General features: G+C 64.7%; 15 protein-coding genes. 5 read left to right on the top strand and 10 right to left on the bottom strand.

Annotation, left to right across the window (positions count from 1 at the left end; translation table 11 throughout):
* Positions 1–56: 56 nt before the first annotated feature.
* Complete coding sequence (locus ACT89H_RS28380) at positions 57–1,295, bottom strand: hypothetical protein (protein WP_445111737.1); 1,239 nt, start codon at positions 1,293–1,295, stop codon at positions 57–59.
* Positions 1,296–1,841: 546 nt separating this feature from the next.
* On the opposite strand from ACT89H_RS28380, the gene ACT89H_RS28375 reads away from it, so the two are divergent.
* On the top strand, positions 1,842–2,396 hold the full coding sequence (locus ACT89H_RS28375) for a DUF6968 family protein (RefSeq protein ID WP_445111736.1): 555 nt from the start codon (positions 1,842–1,844) through the stop codon (positions 2,394–2,396).
* Positions 2,397–2,555: 159 nt separating this feature from the next.
* Here the strand turns inward: ACT89H_RS28375 and ACT89H_RS28370 are convergent, their stop codons facing one another.
* The 3 genes from ACT89H_RS28370 to ACT89H_RS28360 form a co-directional block, all read right to left on the bottom strand.
* Entirely contained in the window at positions 2,556–2,984 is a 429-nt protein-coding gene (locus ACT89H_RS28370; protein WP_445111735.1) for a hypothetical protein, read from the bottom strand.
* 46 nt (positions 2,985–3,030) lie between these two features.
* Positions 3,031–3,249, bottom strand: coding sequence for a hypothetical protein (locus ACT89H_RS28365; RefSeq protein ID WP_445111734.1), 219 nt, complete (start codon positions 3,247–3,249; stop codon positions 3,031–3,033).
* Positions 3,250–3,654: 405 nt separating this feature from the next.
* Positions 3,655–3,900, bottom strand: coding sequence for a hypothetical protein (locus tag ACT89H_RS28360; protein WP_445111733.1), 246 nt, complete (start codon positions 3,898–3,900; stop codon positions 3,655–3,657).
* Between the two features lie 544 nt (positions 3,901–4,444).
* Between ACT89H_RS28360 and ACT89H_RS28355 the strand changes: the two genes are divergently transcribed.
* Genes ACT89H_RS28355 through ACT89H_RS28345 form a run of 3 tightly spaced genes read left to right on the top strand, consistent with a single transcriptional unit; the run spans position 4,445 to position 6,805 of the window.
* The gene (locus ACT89H_RS28355; protein ID WP_445111732.1) at positions 4,445–5,329 is read left to right on the top strand and encodes a hypothetical protein; all 885 of its coding nucleotides are present in this window, start codon (positions 4,445–4,447) and stop codon (positions 5,327–5,329) included.
* A 10-nt stretch (positions 5,330–5,339) separates the two neighbouring features.
* A complete protein-coding gene (locus ACT89H_RS28350) occupies positions 5,340–5,993 on the top strand; it encodes a Mu transposase domain-containing protein (protein ID WP_445111731.1) in 654 nt (217 codons plus the stop codon).
* A complete protein-coding gene (locus ACT89H_RS28345; RefSeq protein ID WP_445111730.1) occupies positions 5,990–6,805 on the top strand; it encodes an ATP-binding protein in 816 nt (271 codons plus the stop codon). Before ACT89H_RS28350 ends, ACT89H_RS28345 begins: the two co-directional genes overlap by 4 nt.
* Before the next feature lie 29 nt (positions 6,806–6,834).
* Here ACT89H_RS28345 and ACT89H_RS28340 read toward each other — a convergent pair whose 3' ends face one another.
* Complete coding sequence (locus tag ACT89H_RS28340; RefSeq protein WP_445111729.1) at positions 6,835–7,425, bottom strand: alpha-ketoglutarate-dependent dioxygenase AlkB; 591 nt, start codon at positions 7,423–7,425, stop codon at positions 6,835–6,837.
* 342 nt (positions 7,426–7,767) lie between these two features.
* Between ACT89H_RS28340 and ACT89H_RS28335 the strand changes: the two genes are divergently transcribed.
* Positions 7,768–11,094, top strand: coding sequence for a hypothetical protein (locus tag ACT89H_RS28335; protein ID WP_445111728.1), 3,327 nt, complete (start codon positions 7,768–7,770; stop codon positions 11,092–11,094).
* A gap of 57 nt (positions 11,095–11,151) precedes the next feature.
* Here the strand turns inward: ACT89H_RS28335 and ACT89H_RS28330 are convergent, their stop codons facing one another.
* The 5 genes from ACT89H_RS28330 to ACT89H_RS28310 form a co-directional block, all read right to left on the bottom strand.
* Positions 11,152–11,754, bottom strand: a complete 603-nt coding sequence (locus ACT89H_RS28330; protein WP_445111727.1) for a DUF6262 family protein — start codon at positions 11,752–11,754, stop codon at positions 11,152–11,154.
* Positions 11,751–13,673, bottom strand: a complete 1,923-nt coding sequence (locus ACT89H_RS28325) for a tyrosine-type recombinase/integrase (RefSeq protein WP_445111726.1) — start codon at positions 13,671–13,673, stop codon at positions 11,751–11,753. The genes ACT89H_RS28330 and ACT89H_RS28325 overlap by 4 nt, the downstream gene beginning before the upstream one ends.
* Before the next feature lie 677 nt (positions 13,674–14,350).
* Positions 14,351–15,529 (bottom strand): tyrosine-type recombinase/integrase, encoded by a 1,179-nt coding sequence (locus tag ACT89H_RS28320; RefSeq protein ID WP_445111725.1) that lies wholly within the window; start codon positions 15,527–15,529, stop codon positions 14,351–14,353.
* A 50-nt stretch (positions 15,530–15,579) separates the two neighbouring features.
* A complete protein-coding gene (locus ACT89H_RS28315; protein ID WP_445111724.1) occupies positions 15,580–16,203 on the bottom strand; it encodes a class I SAM-dependent methyltransferase in 624 nt (207 codons plus the stop codon).
* A 123-nt stretch (positions 16,204–16,326) separates the two neighbouring features.
* Positions 16,327–16,965 (bottom strand): hypothetical protein, encoded by a 639-nt coding sequence (locus tag ACT89H_RS28310; protein ID WP_445111723.1) that lies wholly within the window; start codon positions 16,963–16,965, stop codon positions 16,327–16,329.
* Positions 16,966–16,985: the final 20 nt, after the last annotated feature.

The following is a 16,985-nucleotide window of genomic DNA, read 5'->3' as shown; positions in this document are numbered from 1 at the left end:
TCCTTCGGAAAAGCAGGGGCAGGGATATCGAGCGGGAGAGTGGTCCTCGGGTGCGGTCAGACGAGGGTCATCGCGGTGAGGGCGAGGTCGTCGAGGTCGTCGGCGCGGTCGGGGTCACCGATGGTCTGGGAGTAGCTGGTGACCGCGTTGGCGATCCCGGCGGCGGTGAGCTGTCCCCCGGCGATGAAGTGCGACAGAATCCCCGAGCGCTCGTCCTCGGTGAACCCGAGCTTCTTCGACACGACCTCGAGGGTGCGGTCGGGCTGGGTCACCGGGGTCCCGGCGTGGCGCTCGAGTTCTTCGACCCGGGCGGTCAGGAACTGCGGCGACATCCACTCCGAGACCTTGTCGCGGGTCTCGGCGGTGATAACCGCGAGCCGTTTACGCTGGGTGTCGGTCGACCAGGAGCGGGTGCCGCCGATTTCGAGGCGGTCCCCGACGTGGCGTTTGGTGAACGCGAACAACGGCAGCGTGAGCCCGTTGCCGCAGATCTGCACCACCAGTTCCGGTTTCAACGTGACCGCGTGGTGGCCGATCTCGGAGTTGGAGAACCGCAACCCGGCGAACACCACCGGCTCCGAACCGGGCCGGTAGCCGCGGCCTTCCCGCGCGGCCAGGCGGCGGCCGGTCTCGATCTGCCCGGCCACACGACGGCGCTCGGCCTCGAGGTCGGGGTTGGCGAACGGGGTCCGATAGTTCTCCAGGAACGTCGGCGCGAGGGTGCGGATCTTCGGCGAATACACCTTGCAGTGCATCGAGGACTCCGACAGATCACACGAGCGCACCGTGACGTCGGTGTCGGCCAGGCGGATACCGTCGAGGACGGCGGTGAGCACGTCGAGGTTGTCGATGATGCCGTAGCGGTCCGACAGCACCGCCCGCAACACCCCCGGCTCACCGGGCGTGGAGGAGGTGAACAGGCGCAGCAGGAACGAGCGCTCGTCCGGCCCGCCGGGCAGGCGCGGATCGGTCGTGCCGTGCAGCAGGCCGTTGACGTTGGCGTCGTAGAGATCGGTGCGCTGGATCTCCCGCAGCGACTTGAGGTACCCGGCGGGGATCTTCAGCTTCGACCCCAGATGCGAATCCGCGGCACCGGTCGGCCGATACAGGCCATCGACAGGGGTGACGCCGCGGTCGTCGAGGACCGGCTCCACCCCCGACAGCTGCAACAGCCCGTCGCAGGCGCGCAGCGCCGACGCGGGGGCCAGGACGTCGAGTTTGGCGGCCTGCTGATCGTTGAGCAGACCCACGAGGTCTCCCAACTCGGCGTGACGCACACACGAGGCGATCGACATGACGGTGTATTCCTCTCTGGGACAGGCGGATACGACGCGACACCCACCGGGTGCGGCGGATGTCATGTGCAGGAAGGGGCGCAAGGGCAGTTGCAGGGATCACAGACAGCACGGGCCGACTCGACCGCCTCACCTATTGACCGGACTAAGGCTGTGACACACCGGCGTGGTTCTGGCTGACGTGCGTCGGCGGTCTGTACACATCACCCGGATGAGCACGCATCAGATGCCCGAGCCTGCGCGTTGACCTGCGTGCTCGCGATCGGCTCGCCGAGATAGCGGCCAACCTGCGTGACCGCATCGGCGAAGCCCGCGCGAACGGCTGGACCGGCGAGGTCGAGGGACTGCAAGTCAGCCTCAACGCCGCTGCCGGGAAATCGCGACTCTCGACCGGATGCGCGCTCGCGAGAGCGGAACGAGCACAGCAACCGATCTCGGGATCCCGATCCTGGTCCAGCGATTCCAGTAGTTTGGCTTGCAAACCCCGCCGCCCGGCTATCCACGCAACGCTTCGCGGACTCGTCCCCGCTCAGATCGGAAGGTGTCATGAGCAGCGTCACCGGCACAGTGATCATGTCCCGGCTGGTCACCGACGACGGTCAGCAAGTCGTGATCGAGGTGGGCGCACCGACCCCGGCCGAGACCGGCGCGGACTGTGTCTTCCGCATCGACGACCACGTCTTCCACAGCCGGGGCGCCGACGAGCTGGCCGCCCTGCACACCGCGATCGTCGAGATCGGACAGACGCCCGCGCAAGCGAACCGCGACGCCGAACGCGCCCGATTCGCCCTTCCCGCTGAACTCGGCTTCCCCGACCCCACCCCGACCGACACCACCATCCCTGCGGGACCGGATACGACGATGAGCGACATCGTCGCCCAGCGCACGATCGACCACGACGGTCGAGCTCACACCGTCATCCTCGGCCGGCCTTTCCGATCACCGGACCACCAGCTCGCATTGTGTCCGTTCCGGGTCGACGACCGGCCCCGGGCCGTCGCCGCGGGATGGGACGGCATGCAAGCCTTCCTGAACGCGGTCGGCATGATCGGCTCCTGGCTGAACCTGCCCCTGGACTGGCCCTCCACCACCGCCCCCTGACCTCCACCCATGGGTGCAATGTCTGCGAGAACTCCTCAGCGTGACTTTCGCGGATCAGTAGAGCGCCTTAGTCCGGAGAACGCCATAGGCGAAGGCGTCGGGCGCGTGAGGTTGCTCGATCGCGGTGACCTGCGCGCGCCTCGGGCTGGTGAGTGCGGTTCAGGTGTCAGGGGTGAGCGGGTCGGCCTCGGCCGCTACGTCGAAGACGAGGTTGTCGATCTGTTGGATGAGTTCGTCGACGGCGTCGAGCTGTTCGCAGGTGAGGCCGGGAATCCGCACCATCGCGGTGGTGCCGAAGGAATCCTTGTCCGGCCGGCCCGCCTCGGCGTCGGCCTCGGTGTCGAAGGCATGCAGGTAGAACCCTCTGCTCGCGCCGCCCTGCTGGATGTAGACGAAGGATGTCTTCGCAGCCGCAGCACCCGCGAGCCATGCCGACAGGCGCCGGATCGGGTGCAGAATGTGATACGCCCGGTCCTGCGGGTCGCACTCGTCGTAGTCGCGTTCCTCCCCGATCTCCGCATAGGCCAGAACCACACGCAGGCCCGCCAGCACCGCAGGCGTGAGGGTCAGGTCGGTGTCGAGCATCATTGAAACTCCTCGGGTGGCTGCGATCAGCAGTACGGATCGGCGCGGGTCAGTTCCGCTGGCGCAGGGTCTGCACGAGCGCCCAGGCCGCATCGGCCTCGGCGCGGGCGGCGGCCAGACGCCGATAGCCGCGCTGCTGGAGCACGTCGATGGTCCCGAGAGCGGTGGCCGCGTCTTGGCGGCGCGCATCGGCGCAGAAGTGGCGATGGCGGGCGGCACGGTCGTCGGTGAGGAACTCGGCGGTGATCGCGATGACGGTGTCGGACACCAGTTCCCGCAGGTCCGCATCGGCGGTTGTGAGAGGATGGCCCAGTTCGAGGTGCAGGCGCGCCCGGGCTCGCCCAGGCACACCGCGGCCGCGGCCCCGCGGCCGGGCTCGCCGGGGACGAACCGGGCCAGTACCCGCGGGTTGCCCAGGGGCTCGCCGTGGGCGCGCAGGCCGAAGAACCGCACGATCACCATCGACCGGCGTTCGGGGATGCCGTCGACCAGGACGGTGTGTTCGCCCATGTCGGTGAACACCGTCCCGGTCAGGGGTGCCTCGTCGGTGCGGAACAGCGTGCAGGAGGCCCCGTAATCGGTGGAGTTCGTGTCGGTGCTGAGGCTGAAACCTGATGTGGGCATAACGAATCCGGGCTCCTGTCCAATCGGCGGGTACGAGGGCTGGCGGTTTTCAGCTGGCGCGGGTGGCCCGGTCCCACGGCGCCACCACGGCACCGGCGCGTGCTCGGCGGCGGGCGCGTCGGTGGCGCGCGAGGGCGGTGTCACCGAACTCGGTGGTGACGATCTCGGTGCGCGGTGCGGGCTGGTGCCAGTACGGGTCGTGGAAGGCGGTGTCGACACTGCATCCGGACTCCAGCGCGATGCCGGTGCCGGAGGAGAAACGCTTGTATTCGGCGTCGCCTTGCCCTTCGAGCATCTCCTGGCCTCCGCTGTAGTGGAAAGGCGCCGAGGTTCGGGGTTTACCGACTTGAAGTGATGCAGAATGCCCTCTGAGCTGGCCTCTTTCGAGGCACACAGGTGTACACGCGCGGTAACTCCGAGGGTGAATTGGTGTCGTAGATCACATTTTTTGATCGTTGGCGTGTTGGTGACTGCGATCTCGTTCGACCGAGACTGGTGTTCACCTGATGACGATGTCGGAGGAGCCGGGATCGTGTGGCTCAGTTCTGGTGGTGCGTCCGAGCGTCGGTGACTGAGGTGGGCGGGCCGCCGGCCTCGTTTACCCGTGTATCTGTGACACGACTACCGTGTGCCTCCGCAGCGAATCATGCACGAATATCTCCGATACCGTCCTCGTGTCGGCTGCCAGGAGGAAGGGACCACTTCGGAGCCGTTTTTGCCATGAGTATGGGACCACCCGTTTGCCACTGATGGGACCACCTGACTAGCGGTTTTGCCAGTTATGGGACCACCCGGCGTGGCTTTGGGGCTTCCGGTCGCTCGGCCGATGTATTGGCCAGATGAGCTACCGGGAGGTTTCGGTGATCGAGATCAGGGAGATGCTGCGGCTATGGCTGCAGGGTCGCGGGTTGCGGGAGGTGGCGCGGCTGTCGGGCACTGACCGCAAGACGGTGCGCCGGTATGTCGACAGGGCGCAGTCGTGTGGGGTGGACCGCGACGATGGTGTGGAGCAGTTGACCGATGAGCTGCTGGCGGCGGTGATCGCCGGGGTTCGGAAGTCTCGTCCGAACGGTAAGAGCGATGTGTGGGAGACGCTGGCCGGTCAGTCCGAGCAGGTCAAGGAGTGGCTGGATCAGGGCCTGACCTTGACCAAGATTCATATTCTGCTCGCTCGCCGTGGTGTGGTGGTGTCGTATCGGACGTTGAACCGTTATGCGCAGGCGGAATTGGGTTTCGGGAAGCGGCGCGCGACGGTGCGGGTGGCCGACTGCGAACCCGGCGCGGAAGTGCAGGTCGATTTCGGGCGGCTGGGGCTGCTGACCGATGTCGAGGGCCGTCGGCGGGTGGTGAAGGGGTTGATCTTCACCGCGGTGTATTCGCGGCACATGTTCGTCTTGCCCACCTACCGGGAAACACTGGGCGACGTCATCGCCGGGTTCGAAGCGGCGTGGGTGTTCTTCGATGGCGTGTTCGCGGTCGCGATTCCGGACAACATGAAGGCCATCGTCGATAAGGCCGACGCGACCGATCGTCGGTTGAACGATTCGTTTCGCGAGTATGCCGAGTCTCGTGGGTTCGTTGTTGATCCGGCGCGGATCCGCAGCCCGCAGGACAAGCCGCGCGTCGAACGTTGTGTTCCTTATGCACGGTCGAATTTCTTTGCTGGAGAACAATTCCGGGACCTGGAGGGACTGTCGGGAACGTGCGCAGCGGTGGTGCCGTGAGACCGCGGGGATGAGAATACATGGCACCACGCGCCTGCGTCCGGCCGAAGTGTTCGCCATCGACGAGGCTCCGCAACTGAAACCGTTGCCCGACACTGCGTTCGATATCCCGACCTGGGTGAATCCGAAAGTTGCGCCGGACCGGCACGCTCAGATCTCCCAGGCTCTCTACAGCATTCCCGGTGATCTGGTCGGGCAGCGCCTGTCCGCCCGGGTCGACTCGCAGACGGTGAAGCTCTACTTCCGTGGTGAGTTGATCAAAGTCCACCCCAAGGTCGGGCCCGGTCGCCGCCAGACCGATCCGGCGGACCTGCCCAGCGAGCTCACCGCCTATGCGATGCGGGACCTGCATACATTGCAACGCAAAGCATTCGATCACGGCGTTCATGTCGGTTCCTACGCTGCGGCGGTGCTCGAGCATCCCTTGCCGTGGACGAAGATGCGGCAGGTCTACCGGTTGCTCGGGCTGGTGCGCCGCCACGGCGCCGACGCCGTCGACGATGCCTGCCACCGGGCGCTGGACGCCGAGGTCGTCGACGTCGGGGTCATCGATCGCATGCTCACCCGCGGCACCACGGGTCAGCAGTTGACGCTGCTGCCACCACCAGCTCCGTCCCGGTTCGTCCGTTCCGCCACCGATTTCGCGGTCAGGAGGCCCTCATGAGCACTACGCGCCGTCCCGCCGCCGCCCCGGCGGTCAAACCCATCGAGATCACCCCGGAGCTGAAGTCGCTGATGCGCCGCCTCAAGCTCGGCCAGCTCCTGGACACCCTCCCTGAGCGGTTGGCGTTGGCGCGGTCGAACCGGCTACCGCATCACGATTTCCTGGAGATGCTGTTCGCCGACGAGGTCGCCCGCCGGGACCGGCAATCCGAGCAACGCCGCGCCAAGACCGCCCATCTGGATCCGCAGATGCAGTTGCAGGCCTGGGACGATTCGACCGCGGTCACCTTCGACCGCGAACTCTGGGCCGAGCTGACCTCACTACGATTCCTCGCCGACGCCTACAACGTATTGATTATGGGGCCGGTCGGTGTCGGAAAGACGTTCCTGGCCAATGCATTAGGACACATCGCAGTTCGCCGGCACCGCACTGTTCACACCGAACGCGCCGACAAACTGTTCAAACGGCTGCGCGGCGCACGCCTCGATAGCAGCTACGAAGACGAGATGCGCAAACTACACCGCGTCGATTTACTGATCATCGATGACCTGGCTCTGCACCGGCTCGAAGCGGTCGAGACCAACGACTTCTACGAGCTGATCGTCGAGCGCCACCGCAAGGCATCGACCGTGATCACCAGCAACCGGGAACCTCCGGAGATCCTGACCATGATGGCCGACCCACTGCTGGCGCAGTCGGCGATGGACCGGCTGCAATCGGCAGCCTACGAACTCGTCGTCGAGGGCGAGTCCTACCGGCAACGACAGAAACCGCGACTCGGCAAACCCGGTGATCGGACTGACTCGGACTGACCGGCACAACCACCGGTCATGGCCAACCATCAACTCTGCGAGGAGGCGCTGATCCCTGTGAGCACCGTCCGGAACGTCACCGACACTCGCCGCGCCCGCGGCACCCGCCCGGACGGTGAGGGATCGGTTTTGCGCGCAGCGATGGTATGCCGCCACCGACACCGCGCGTCCCGCGTCATCTCACACAAACTGCCGGGCGCCAACCTGACCGGCACACAGACCCCGCCCTCAGGGGCGAGGAAGTCCATCGTGCAGGCCGAGCCGAGACTCAACGTTGCCACAACCGGCCCGAAACAGGGCACACAGTCGACATGCGGGCTGATGCCTTGCCCGGGCAGGTACTCGTTGACGATGACCTGATCCGGCGCAACATCCCACTCCAGTCGCTCGACCAGCTCACGCGCCCATCCGGGCAGCGGTGGTGCAGGCTCAGACGCGGCCACCGAGCGGCGGCCGTAATCGTAACGATGGCCGAAATGCTGGACCCGGCGGCGCAATTCGCTCGACCACGGTGCCGCATCGATCGCGGCCAGCAGCGCTACCTGCTCCGATGCACCGATCCAGTCCGACGCATACCGCAGACCCTCAACACCCGCGATGCCTGCGAATTCGGTCGTCACACGATCAACTGTGCCACCCCGGATTGAGGCACACCTGCAGGTCGTCCTCAGCCCCGAGAAGAACCCGAAGCAGGCAACCTGCCGACCTGAGGACCGAACCCGGTCATCTCGAATTGACCAGCAGCCAATCTTCGGCCACCATCAGCACACGGTCCGCGACCGGAGATAGCCCGGTCCCATGCTCATGGCAAGAGGGCGGTCCCTTCCCCCTGGCAGACGACAGTCCTCGGTCGATCCGCTACGGTCGCTAAACCCGGTCGATCCCTATTGCTTTGATGTACGCTGAGCGCAGCCGGAAGTGGTTCAGCCGCAACCCGATTCCTCTACTGGTTAGGAGATCCGATGCTGTCTCAGCGCCCTCCTTTGGCGGGGTATCTGCGATCAGAATTTAGCAAGCTGGCGCCGCTGGAGATATTGCAGGCACCGATTTCCGCGCTACTCGGACTACCGCTGGCAGCAGCCGCGATTCTCACGTCTGAGGGGCTCGAAACCATTTTTGACCTCGCATGCTCGCGTGTGTTCGGCGATGCCACGCTCCTGTCGGAGGCGGCCGAAAATCCCCGATCCGCGCTGGCGCGCTACGGTATGGCCCCTGCGGAGATCGTGGAAAATCTGCCGCCTGGCTCAAGTATCGAGGATCTGGCGGGTTTGCCGATATCCGCTCTGGAGGGAATCGATCCAGCGCGGGCGCCCGAGATCGAGAATGCGCTGAACGTCGAGACCGTCAGAGACCTCGCGCTATGGCCTTCCTATCTGGCCGCGCGTGACATATACATGAGAGTTCTGACTCCCGAAGACGCGCCGGACGCTGACCCCGACGCGCCTGCGGATCTGTTGCCGACCTCGGGAGATTTTCCCACGGAGCGGGTGTTCTACAGCACCCTGGTATTCGACGGCAACGATACCGATAGAGAGATCGAACCATTGGAGGAGGCAGGCCCGATTGATCTTTCGGCCATCGTCGGCGAGAATTTCGGCTTCAAGACACCTGGTATCGGCGCCCTGCTCATGTTTTCGCAGTCGTGGTTCGCTCAAGGTGTGACGCTCGGTCAGTTGCTCCATTCGGTCGCGTTGGCGCCCGGCGAGAGTACGCGAGTGGCCATGATTGACTGGTCTCGTCGGGTACAGGGCAGACAATCTGAAACTGAGAACGAGACAGAGGATTTGAGTAATCTGACCGAGCACAGCCGCGCGACACGCGAGGTCACGTCCGCTGTGGCGCGCGAGGCTCAGGAGGGATTCTCCAAGACTCATGTGCAGTCGTCTTCCGACCAGGAAGGCACGGGTTGGGGAGTCAGTGTCGGTCCTGTTACTTTCGGAGACTCCTCCGGCGAGGCTAATACTCAAAGTAACGCGATGAGTTTCTCTTCATCCGCTGGACAACGAGATCTTTCCGCGTCGATGGCGCAGAATGTGCTGGACCGGACGCAACAACACGCCAGTGCCGCCCGCAATCGGCGCGCTACCGTCGTCAAAGAGGTTTCGCAAGCAGAACACGAGAAGATCAGTACGCGTGTCGTCACCAACTACAACCATATGCATGCACTCTCCGTGCAGTACTACGAAATTGTTCAGATATATCGCGTGGTAGTTCGGCTGGCTCGTGTGGAGCAGTGTCTCTTCGTGCCGATGAAGCCGATCGACTTCGGTAACGACGCATTAGTCCGAAAGTTCCGCAAGATACTGGCCCGGTCGCCGATTGACAGTGAGGGCCGCGATCTGCTTACGAACGACTTCAGTGTTGTTGGACTGAAAACGCGCAGTTCCAACTTCTTGGAGATCAAGGGCGCGGCACTCGTGCCTTTCACCGTGAAAGATGCGGGAAAGACCATCGAATTGCCGAATGACGCCAAAGTGACGAAGGTGTACTTCATTCAGGATGCTGCGGGCCTGTCGCTGTCGCTGGGACGCAGGGATGGAACCGACGTCACCTTGAACAAGACGACCACGAAGGATTTCTTGGTGCAGGACAGTGCAAGCCTGCATGAACTTGCCGACATCTACGTGGACAACGGCGGCGCGGAAGTGAGTCTCATCATGACCGTCGGATTGAATTATAAGGGAGTTTCCTTCTGGGTGGAGGTGTCATTCGTCGCGGCGGCAGGGCGAACGCGGGTCATCTGGTTTTCGGGCGGCGGCGTGCGCTCGAAATTGACAGAGCATCTGCATGAGAATTCGATCTACTACAGTGATCTCATCTATCGGTCGCTCGATCCCGCAACAGTCACTCTTCTGCTCGCTGGCTACAGTTTCCGCGGCAGACCGGTGGCTCAACAGGTTGATCCGCAGCCGATAGCGACTGCGGGAAACTATCTGGTACTGCGAACCCACCTGACGGCGGATGCCGAGAGTGATGACCAGCAAGCCCGAGAATGGGCTGATTGGCTGGCCGACCACGGAGTCGATGCGGAAAAGGTCACCGAAGATCTGGTGCCCATGCCCAGCGGCGGAGTGTTCGCGGAAGCCGTGCTCGGTCGCTACAACTCGGCAGAGAAGCTGGAATTCGGCCGGTTCTGGAACTGGCAAGATTCTCCTATACCGTTGACGGCGCCGGAAATCGCACCCCTACAAGCGGGTTCGCGTTCAGAGGGAGATATCGATCTCACTGCGAAGGGATTCAGCCAGCCGCTCGTCAACATTGTGAGTCCGACGGCTCTGCCCGATCCTGCTGGCCTGACACCTGCCCTACAGGCAATCGCCAACGGCAATATGTTCCGCGATATGAGCGGATTGGCTGCCACGATCGGGCTCGCGCAATCCGGAATACAGGCCACCTCGGATGCGGCGACCTCGGCGAGCGTACAAGCCGGTTCGAATCTGGCGACTGCCGCGAAGAAGGATGTCGAAAAATTCAAGGCCGCACTGGCATTTGTCGCAGCCATGTACGGTCGCGGATCGACGGATACTTCGCCTTCAACGATCTCGAATGAAGGCGCGAAGGTGAACTACGGGCGCAGTCTCGATGCTCGAAAATCGGCGTTAGGCAGCGACACCGCAGCCCCTCTGGCCGGTCAAACGACCGTGACGGGCACGCCTGGTACCATCCAGCAGGGAGCGGTCTCAAATACGTCGGCACCGGCCGAGCCTGGACATTCCAACGAGCAAGCGGCATTCGACCGTGCCCTCTACGGGCCAGCGGGAGCGTCTCACAGCGAACTTCTTCAACAAGTATCCGACACCACCTCCGACTCAACCCCTAACACCAAACTGCCTCCGATCCTTCCATCTATATTTGACTTTGTGGTGAAGAAGATGGATGACGACAAATCGGGAACTGCTGGCGGTTGGATGGAGACATCCTGTTTGGAATTCGGATATCGACACTCCCGTCTGGGAGTTAATGTGAGAATTCCGCTGCGGGTGGGGTGTCCAGTCCGCACGCAGGCACAAGGGAAGATTTCTATTCCGTATGCCCAGCGAATAGCTGCTGAGGCGGCAACTACGGCAGCCGAAGCTATGCTCATGTGGCTGGACAGTGGCATGCCCCCCACCAGTGTTCCGGTTAGGTTTCGCTCCGTCATGCAGGAAGATATGAAGCTGATCATCCATGAGTCGAAGGTCCAAAACTGTGATGGTGGGTTCCAACCGCACACGCATGCTGTGGTATTTGTACAGAATCCGGATGACTCGATAAGTCTGACGATCGAACCACACGGGAACATCGTGTAGCGCCATCCGGATCCGCCTACACTAGAGCGCGGTCCTCATGGAGCTGTCTGCGGTTGATTATCCGCGCTTTGCGCGGATTGTGTCCGTAAGGTCGGAGACCAGTTGTGCTTCGAGATCGGCGATTCGCTTGTCGAGAAACCTGTTGTTTTCTCGTGCACTGTGGAGTTGTTCGCGCAGGCGTTGGCGTTCCTGCGTGAGCTGGTGCAGGCCCTGCTTGAGCGTGGTGTTCTCGGTGACAAGGTGTTGGGCGGCTTCCTTGGGGAGTGCGTTTTCCAGATCCCGGATCTGTCCGAGCAACTCGGCGATGGTGGCCCGCTGGTTGGTGATCTCCTGGCGGGCGCGGGTGAGTGCGTTTTCGGCGTTGAGCGCCCGTTCTCGCCAGGAGGCTTCGAGATGTGCGCGGTGAGCTGCTTGGTCGCGTAGCTGTTGGTCGCTCGCTGCGGTGGATGCTGTTGTGACGAGTGAGTGGGCGATGGGGTTCTGGTAGAGGAATGTTCGGGATACGTGGGCGCAGCGAGCGACCGCAGCGATGGTGATCGGGGCGCGCTCGCGGTGCATCTGGTCGAGGGCGCTGCGGACGCGGTTGATCATCGCCTGGGTCCTCGCGCGGCGTGCGTTGGTCGCGGCGGCGGTGCGGTCTGCGGGTGTCGATGTAGTCACGCGGATTGTTCCTGATCGGAGCCGGACAGATCGGCGAGGTCGGTGGCGCGGAAGGTGGTGCTCCAGAGCCTGTGGAAGTAGTCCTGTGGTCGGCGTAGGTCGATGGCGAGGGCTTGGTCGAGCAGTCCGAGCCCTGCCAGGGCTTTTTCCAGTCCGGTGATCGCGCGTGCGGTTGGTTCGAAGACGCGGTGGAGGTAGTCGGCGGTGGCGTCGTCGGGGGCGCGTTCGGCGATCGAGCGCCATTGGTCCTGCTTGCGGCGCCAGTAGAGCAGGTCCGCGCCGGAGAGTACGAAGTGGTCGCAGTTCTCGCAGTCGAGTTTCCAGGGGCACGCGCCGCCCTGGACCACGGGCTGGAAGGTGCAGAATCCGCCGTCGGCGGGGGTGCTGCGCCGGGACAGGTCGACGGCGAGTGCGAGAGCCTGCTCGCGGGTCAGCGGTTCGGTTGTGCCGGAGAGCATTTCGCCGAGGTTCGCCGACCCCGGGCCGGTAACCCAGACCGCGTGTAGCACGTCTTCGAGGTCGGAGTGTGCGATCTGGGTGTAGTGCTCGGCCATCCGGTCGCTGACGTGGCCGAGGTAGCGGCGGATGTGTGCCAGGCTGGCACCGGCGCGCAGCAGGTTGGTGGCCAAGGTGTGGCGGGCTTGGTGTGCTACCGCAGCACCGAGATCCAACGCAGCGACCCAGCCTCGGAAGTGGATGCCGAAGTATTGGTAGGACACGGATCGGGTTTCGTCGCGGTTTCGGATGTCGCTGGGGAACAACGCCATAGCGGCGCGCTCCCGGCCAGTAGGTAGGCGGCCGTGACGGTGCTCGAAGCGGGTGAGGGTCTTGGCACGTCGGGCGTCCAGGCGCTGGTAGAGCGTTTCGGGGATGCGGATCGCCTGGTCGTAGTTGCCGACTTTCGTCTGATCGTGCCAGAGCATCGGCAGGCTTCGGTAGCGGCCGGCGCAGTCCACGCGTAGTTGTAGAATTTCGCTGCAACGCCTTCCGGTGAAGACGATGGATTCCCAGATATCGCGCAAGCCCCGGTCGTTGGGGTCGTGTGTCTGCGCGAACCAGCGCAGATTGGTGTCGTCGGCCAACGCGCGGGCGACGGTGTCGGAGAACGGAGTTCGTGACCGGGTGGCGACGGGGTCGCCGAAGGGCAGCGCGGCGACGAAGGCCGTGTCCAACCCGATGGCGGCGGTGGCACCGGACTTCAGCGCGTCCTCGAACAGCCTGTGAACGCCGTTCAACACCAGACGGCAGGTGGCATCGGAGATCGTGGAGGGCTGGCCGTCGCTGCGGGACAGACCCAACGACCGCAGCCCGTGCCGTGCCCGGTGCCGCAGGTCCGCGACGAATCGGTGAGCGTGTTGCTCATCCAATAGGGCAGGATCGTGACCGCGTCGAGGTGCCTCGGCGGCCAGGAACGCGCCCAGTTCGATCGCGGCTCGGCGGACACCGTCGAACGGCCTGCGTGACCGCGGACATTTCGGGGACCGCAGAATGGCGGCGAGATGCTCCCAGAGCAGATCCCGCAGCCACCGTTGTTCTACCGCTGCGAGATCGTAGTGGCTGTGCGTGTCAGGAAATCGGCGACCGAAATGATCGGTCTTGAGGAAACCCGCGTCTTTGGTGTCGTCGGGACCGTAGTAGACGCATCGCAATCCGTTGACCAGCTCGCGGCTGATCATCGTGACGACCGAATTCACGCCCGGTCCGAGCTCGAGGCTCACGCGGCCGTGGGAAGTGTCATCGAACAGCGAGGTGAGTCGTTGTGCTCGGCAGTAGTTCGCGAGCCGCTGGATAGAGGAAAGGTCCCAGCTGGTGGGGGCGCGAAGCTGGGCGTGGGCGTGCATGCCCCACTGGATCTCGGCTTTGACCAGCGGCTCGAGCCCGTTCAGGTTGACCACGCCGTCGCGCGCGACCGGTACCACCGTCTCGCACCACCGCTGGAACGCCGACTCGTCGCGGTGGTGCGTGGCATTCGGCGAACCGCTCGGCCCGCGTGCGTGGCTTCTTCCCGAAGGCGTGTACGCATACCCGGGTCGGCCGTCGAGCTTGTAGCGGTTGTGATGCGGTTGACACAATCCCAGCGGTGAGGCCGCCAGACGCGGGCACACGCCGACAACGCAGGTCCCGAAGCCGGGAAACGTCGGTTGAGTAGCCACCCACCGCTCGTAGTCCTCGATCCCGCCGCCGCCTCGGGTGTGACTGACCCACCGGCTGCGGTGACGTTCGCACAACTCGCTGTTGAGGGAATAGACGGGCCGTTGCGGGCAGATCCGGCACGAGGGAATCGCTCCGCCGCCACCGCGCCCGCGCAGTGGTTGGGCGCTGCGCTCGAAATCGGCGCGACTGACACCGTTTCGACGAGCTTGTGCCCACTGCCGATCATGTGTCTGACACATCCGATAGCCATTGTTGGACCGGACCCGGACGCACCTGTTCAGAGCGCAGTGCCATCCATGGACGGGATGCGAACCGGGAAAACGGATCACGTCAGACTTATAGAGTTCCTCGACACCCGGTGCCGACAACAGCGTGGTCAGCAATTCCAGCCGATCGCGGCTGATCCGACTCCCGCTGTCACGAGAGAGCACGGTCAACGCGATCATGCGTCCTCGCCCCAGACCGTTCGCAACGCCGCCGAGAACACCGGATCGTGGACATCGACATGGCCGTAGGTCTGCTCGACCGTCACCGCCGAGGCCCACCCGCCGGCGTCACGCGCGAGGACGATGTTTCCTCCGGACGCGTCGAGCACATTGGTCGCGAACTCGTGCCGGAACTGGTGCGGCCGGACCCGCCCCAGCTCCAGACGCGCAGCGGCCCGGCTCAGAACTCCTCGGACACCCGCGGTGCGCCAGGGCTGTCCGGCATTGCGGCCGTGGAGTTGGACCAGCAGCATTCCGTGCTCGGCTCCACGTGGGTATTCCGTGGTGATGTAGTCGAAATAGGTGTGGATCATCGCCGAACTCACCCGGCGGATCGTGCCACCGCAGACGGTGTTGTCCTGGATACTCCACGCGCGCTTGGTCTTCACGCGGGCTCGGTTGGGATTGGTGTCCCGGTGACAGATATGAACGTGTGGGGGGCCGCACTCGCCGCAGGCGGCGTTCTCACGTAGATGCAAGTCGACCAGGTGCAGCCCGCACAGTTCCCCGACACGGAATCCGCCGTCGGCCAGCCAGGTCACCGTCAGCCGGTCGCGTGCCGAGGGCCGGTCGGCAACGATACGTTCGCGGGCGCCGGTTGGCGGCATCTTCGGATGGCGTCGACGAACCACTGCGGTCGGGGTGAGCGGGTTGGCCGGCATGACCTTCTTGACATGCCCCAGAAACGACCGACGACGATCAGCTCTGGTCGGCAGTCTGGTTCGCTCGAATTCCTCCGCCAGATCCTGGCGGGTACCCAACGTCGCCTGATAGAGGTAGAAGCCCTTCAAGCACGCCGCAGCGGACTTCAGACTGCTCTCACTGTATGGGGGTTTGCCCTCACGCCACGGCCGTCCGAATGGACCGGGGAACTCCGCGCCCACCGCGACCATGTACCGCTGCAAGTCCCGCAGCGTCACAGTTTCCGGGCTCAGCCCCTCCGCTACCAGCCACCGCAAGTGGTCCACCAGCAGATAGGCGTAGGTCCTGTCCGTTCCACCGTTGCGTGCCCGCAGAAAACCGTCCGCCAGCCGATACACCGCCCCGCTCGGCACGAGAACCGTGTAACCGCGGCGCCCGTCGCGGTGCGCCACTTCCTGAACCCGGATATCGCCGATGACCAATCGCCCTGCCACGTACTGTCCACCTCACACGCTGACGTCCGGGACATCTCGTCCAAGATCGGTTATGCGGCACCATAATTGGCGAAGAACAAGATCGACAAACGTCCCTTGCACCGGTCGAGGAGGTCGGTTAACTGCGGCACCAGAAAAACGCCGTGGCGGGCCAGGTGCGAGGCAAGTGCGATGACGTGGTATTCGAAGCGGGGTCCGCGGTAGCCGGGGGCGTTGCCGGTGCGGGGGCGGGGGCCGAAGGGCGGGTTGGCTCTCGCGGTGTCGAACAATCGCCACCGCTGCCGCCCCACCTCGAACACATCGGCGCAGACCCAGGTGGCCTCCGGAACCAGCTTCATCCCGACCGCCACGAACTCGGGATCCGATTCCACGCATACGATTTCGCGCGCGGGCAGCCCACGAGCCTGCTCGAGGGGGTTGCGGCAGGCGAAGGCGAGCGCGCCGATCCCGGCGCACAGGTCGATCACCCGGGTCCCGACCACATCCAGGGACATGCAGTCCGCCAGATCCGTCGGGGTGAAGAACGTGCCCTCGCCGGGGCGGGCCTGGCTGGCCGACTCCTGATAGTGGGCCAGGACGAAGCGTTTTTCCTCCTCGTCCAGGTCGCGGCGTAGACCGGCCAACCCGAGCGCTTCGCGATGCGCGGCGGCCTCGGCACGAGTGAGTCTGCCCATGACAGCATCAACCTCCGAACACAGGAAAGACGCCGCACCCGAGCCGGGTCCGGCGAAAAAGGGGATGGGCGAGGAAACGGAGCCGGCCCTGGCCGGAAGGCGCTCGGGCGGCGGGCCGGGGGTTCAGGTCCGCGCGGTGGGTGGCGCGGATTCGCCGGGTGCGTGCAGGATCTCGAATTCACGCAGGGCCCACCCGGGGGCCGCACGCAGTTCGCGGCCCTCGATCTCCACGCCGGTGTCGGTGATCCGGGCGCGCCGCCAGAGTGTCGGGGAGCACACCAGGACCTGCTGCACGGCGCCGATGCCGTGGCCGTAGGTGTAGGCGCGGTCCAGGCGTATGACCGCGCCGACCGTCCGGCGGGCGGTGGCGAGGGCGCGGTGGTGGCGGAGCGCGTCGGCCCGCCACTGGCAGGCGTCGGGATGGTCGGTGGGGGTGAGCGCGTCGAGCACGCGGCGGGTGACGCCGTGGTGATCGCCGGGGCCTTCGGTCTCGTGCAGGTGCTTGACGACGATCTCGGAGACACCGCCGCGGTGGTGGCGCTGGTAGAGCAGCACGTGCGCCGACACCGTCACCGGTGTGGTGGTGTCGGCGATCGCGGCGTAGAGGGCATAGGACCAGCCGCCGTGGCGGCGGCCGGTGCCCAGCGCGGCGCGGCAGTGCGCGACCAGCAGGTGCCCGGTGGGCAGGTTCTGGCGCAGGTTGTCCAGGACGAAGCGGTGGGTGTCGGTATCCACCGGCACCCGGAACCCGGTCGAACCCATGCGATCTCCTCGCAAGTGGG

Source organism: Nocardia aegles, from assembly GCF_052545135.1.
This window is presented reverse-complemented; position numbering and strand designations above follow the sequence as displayed.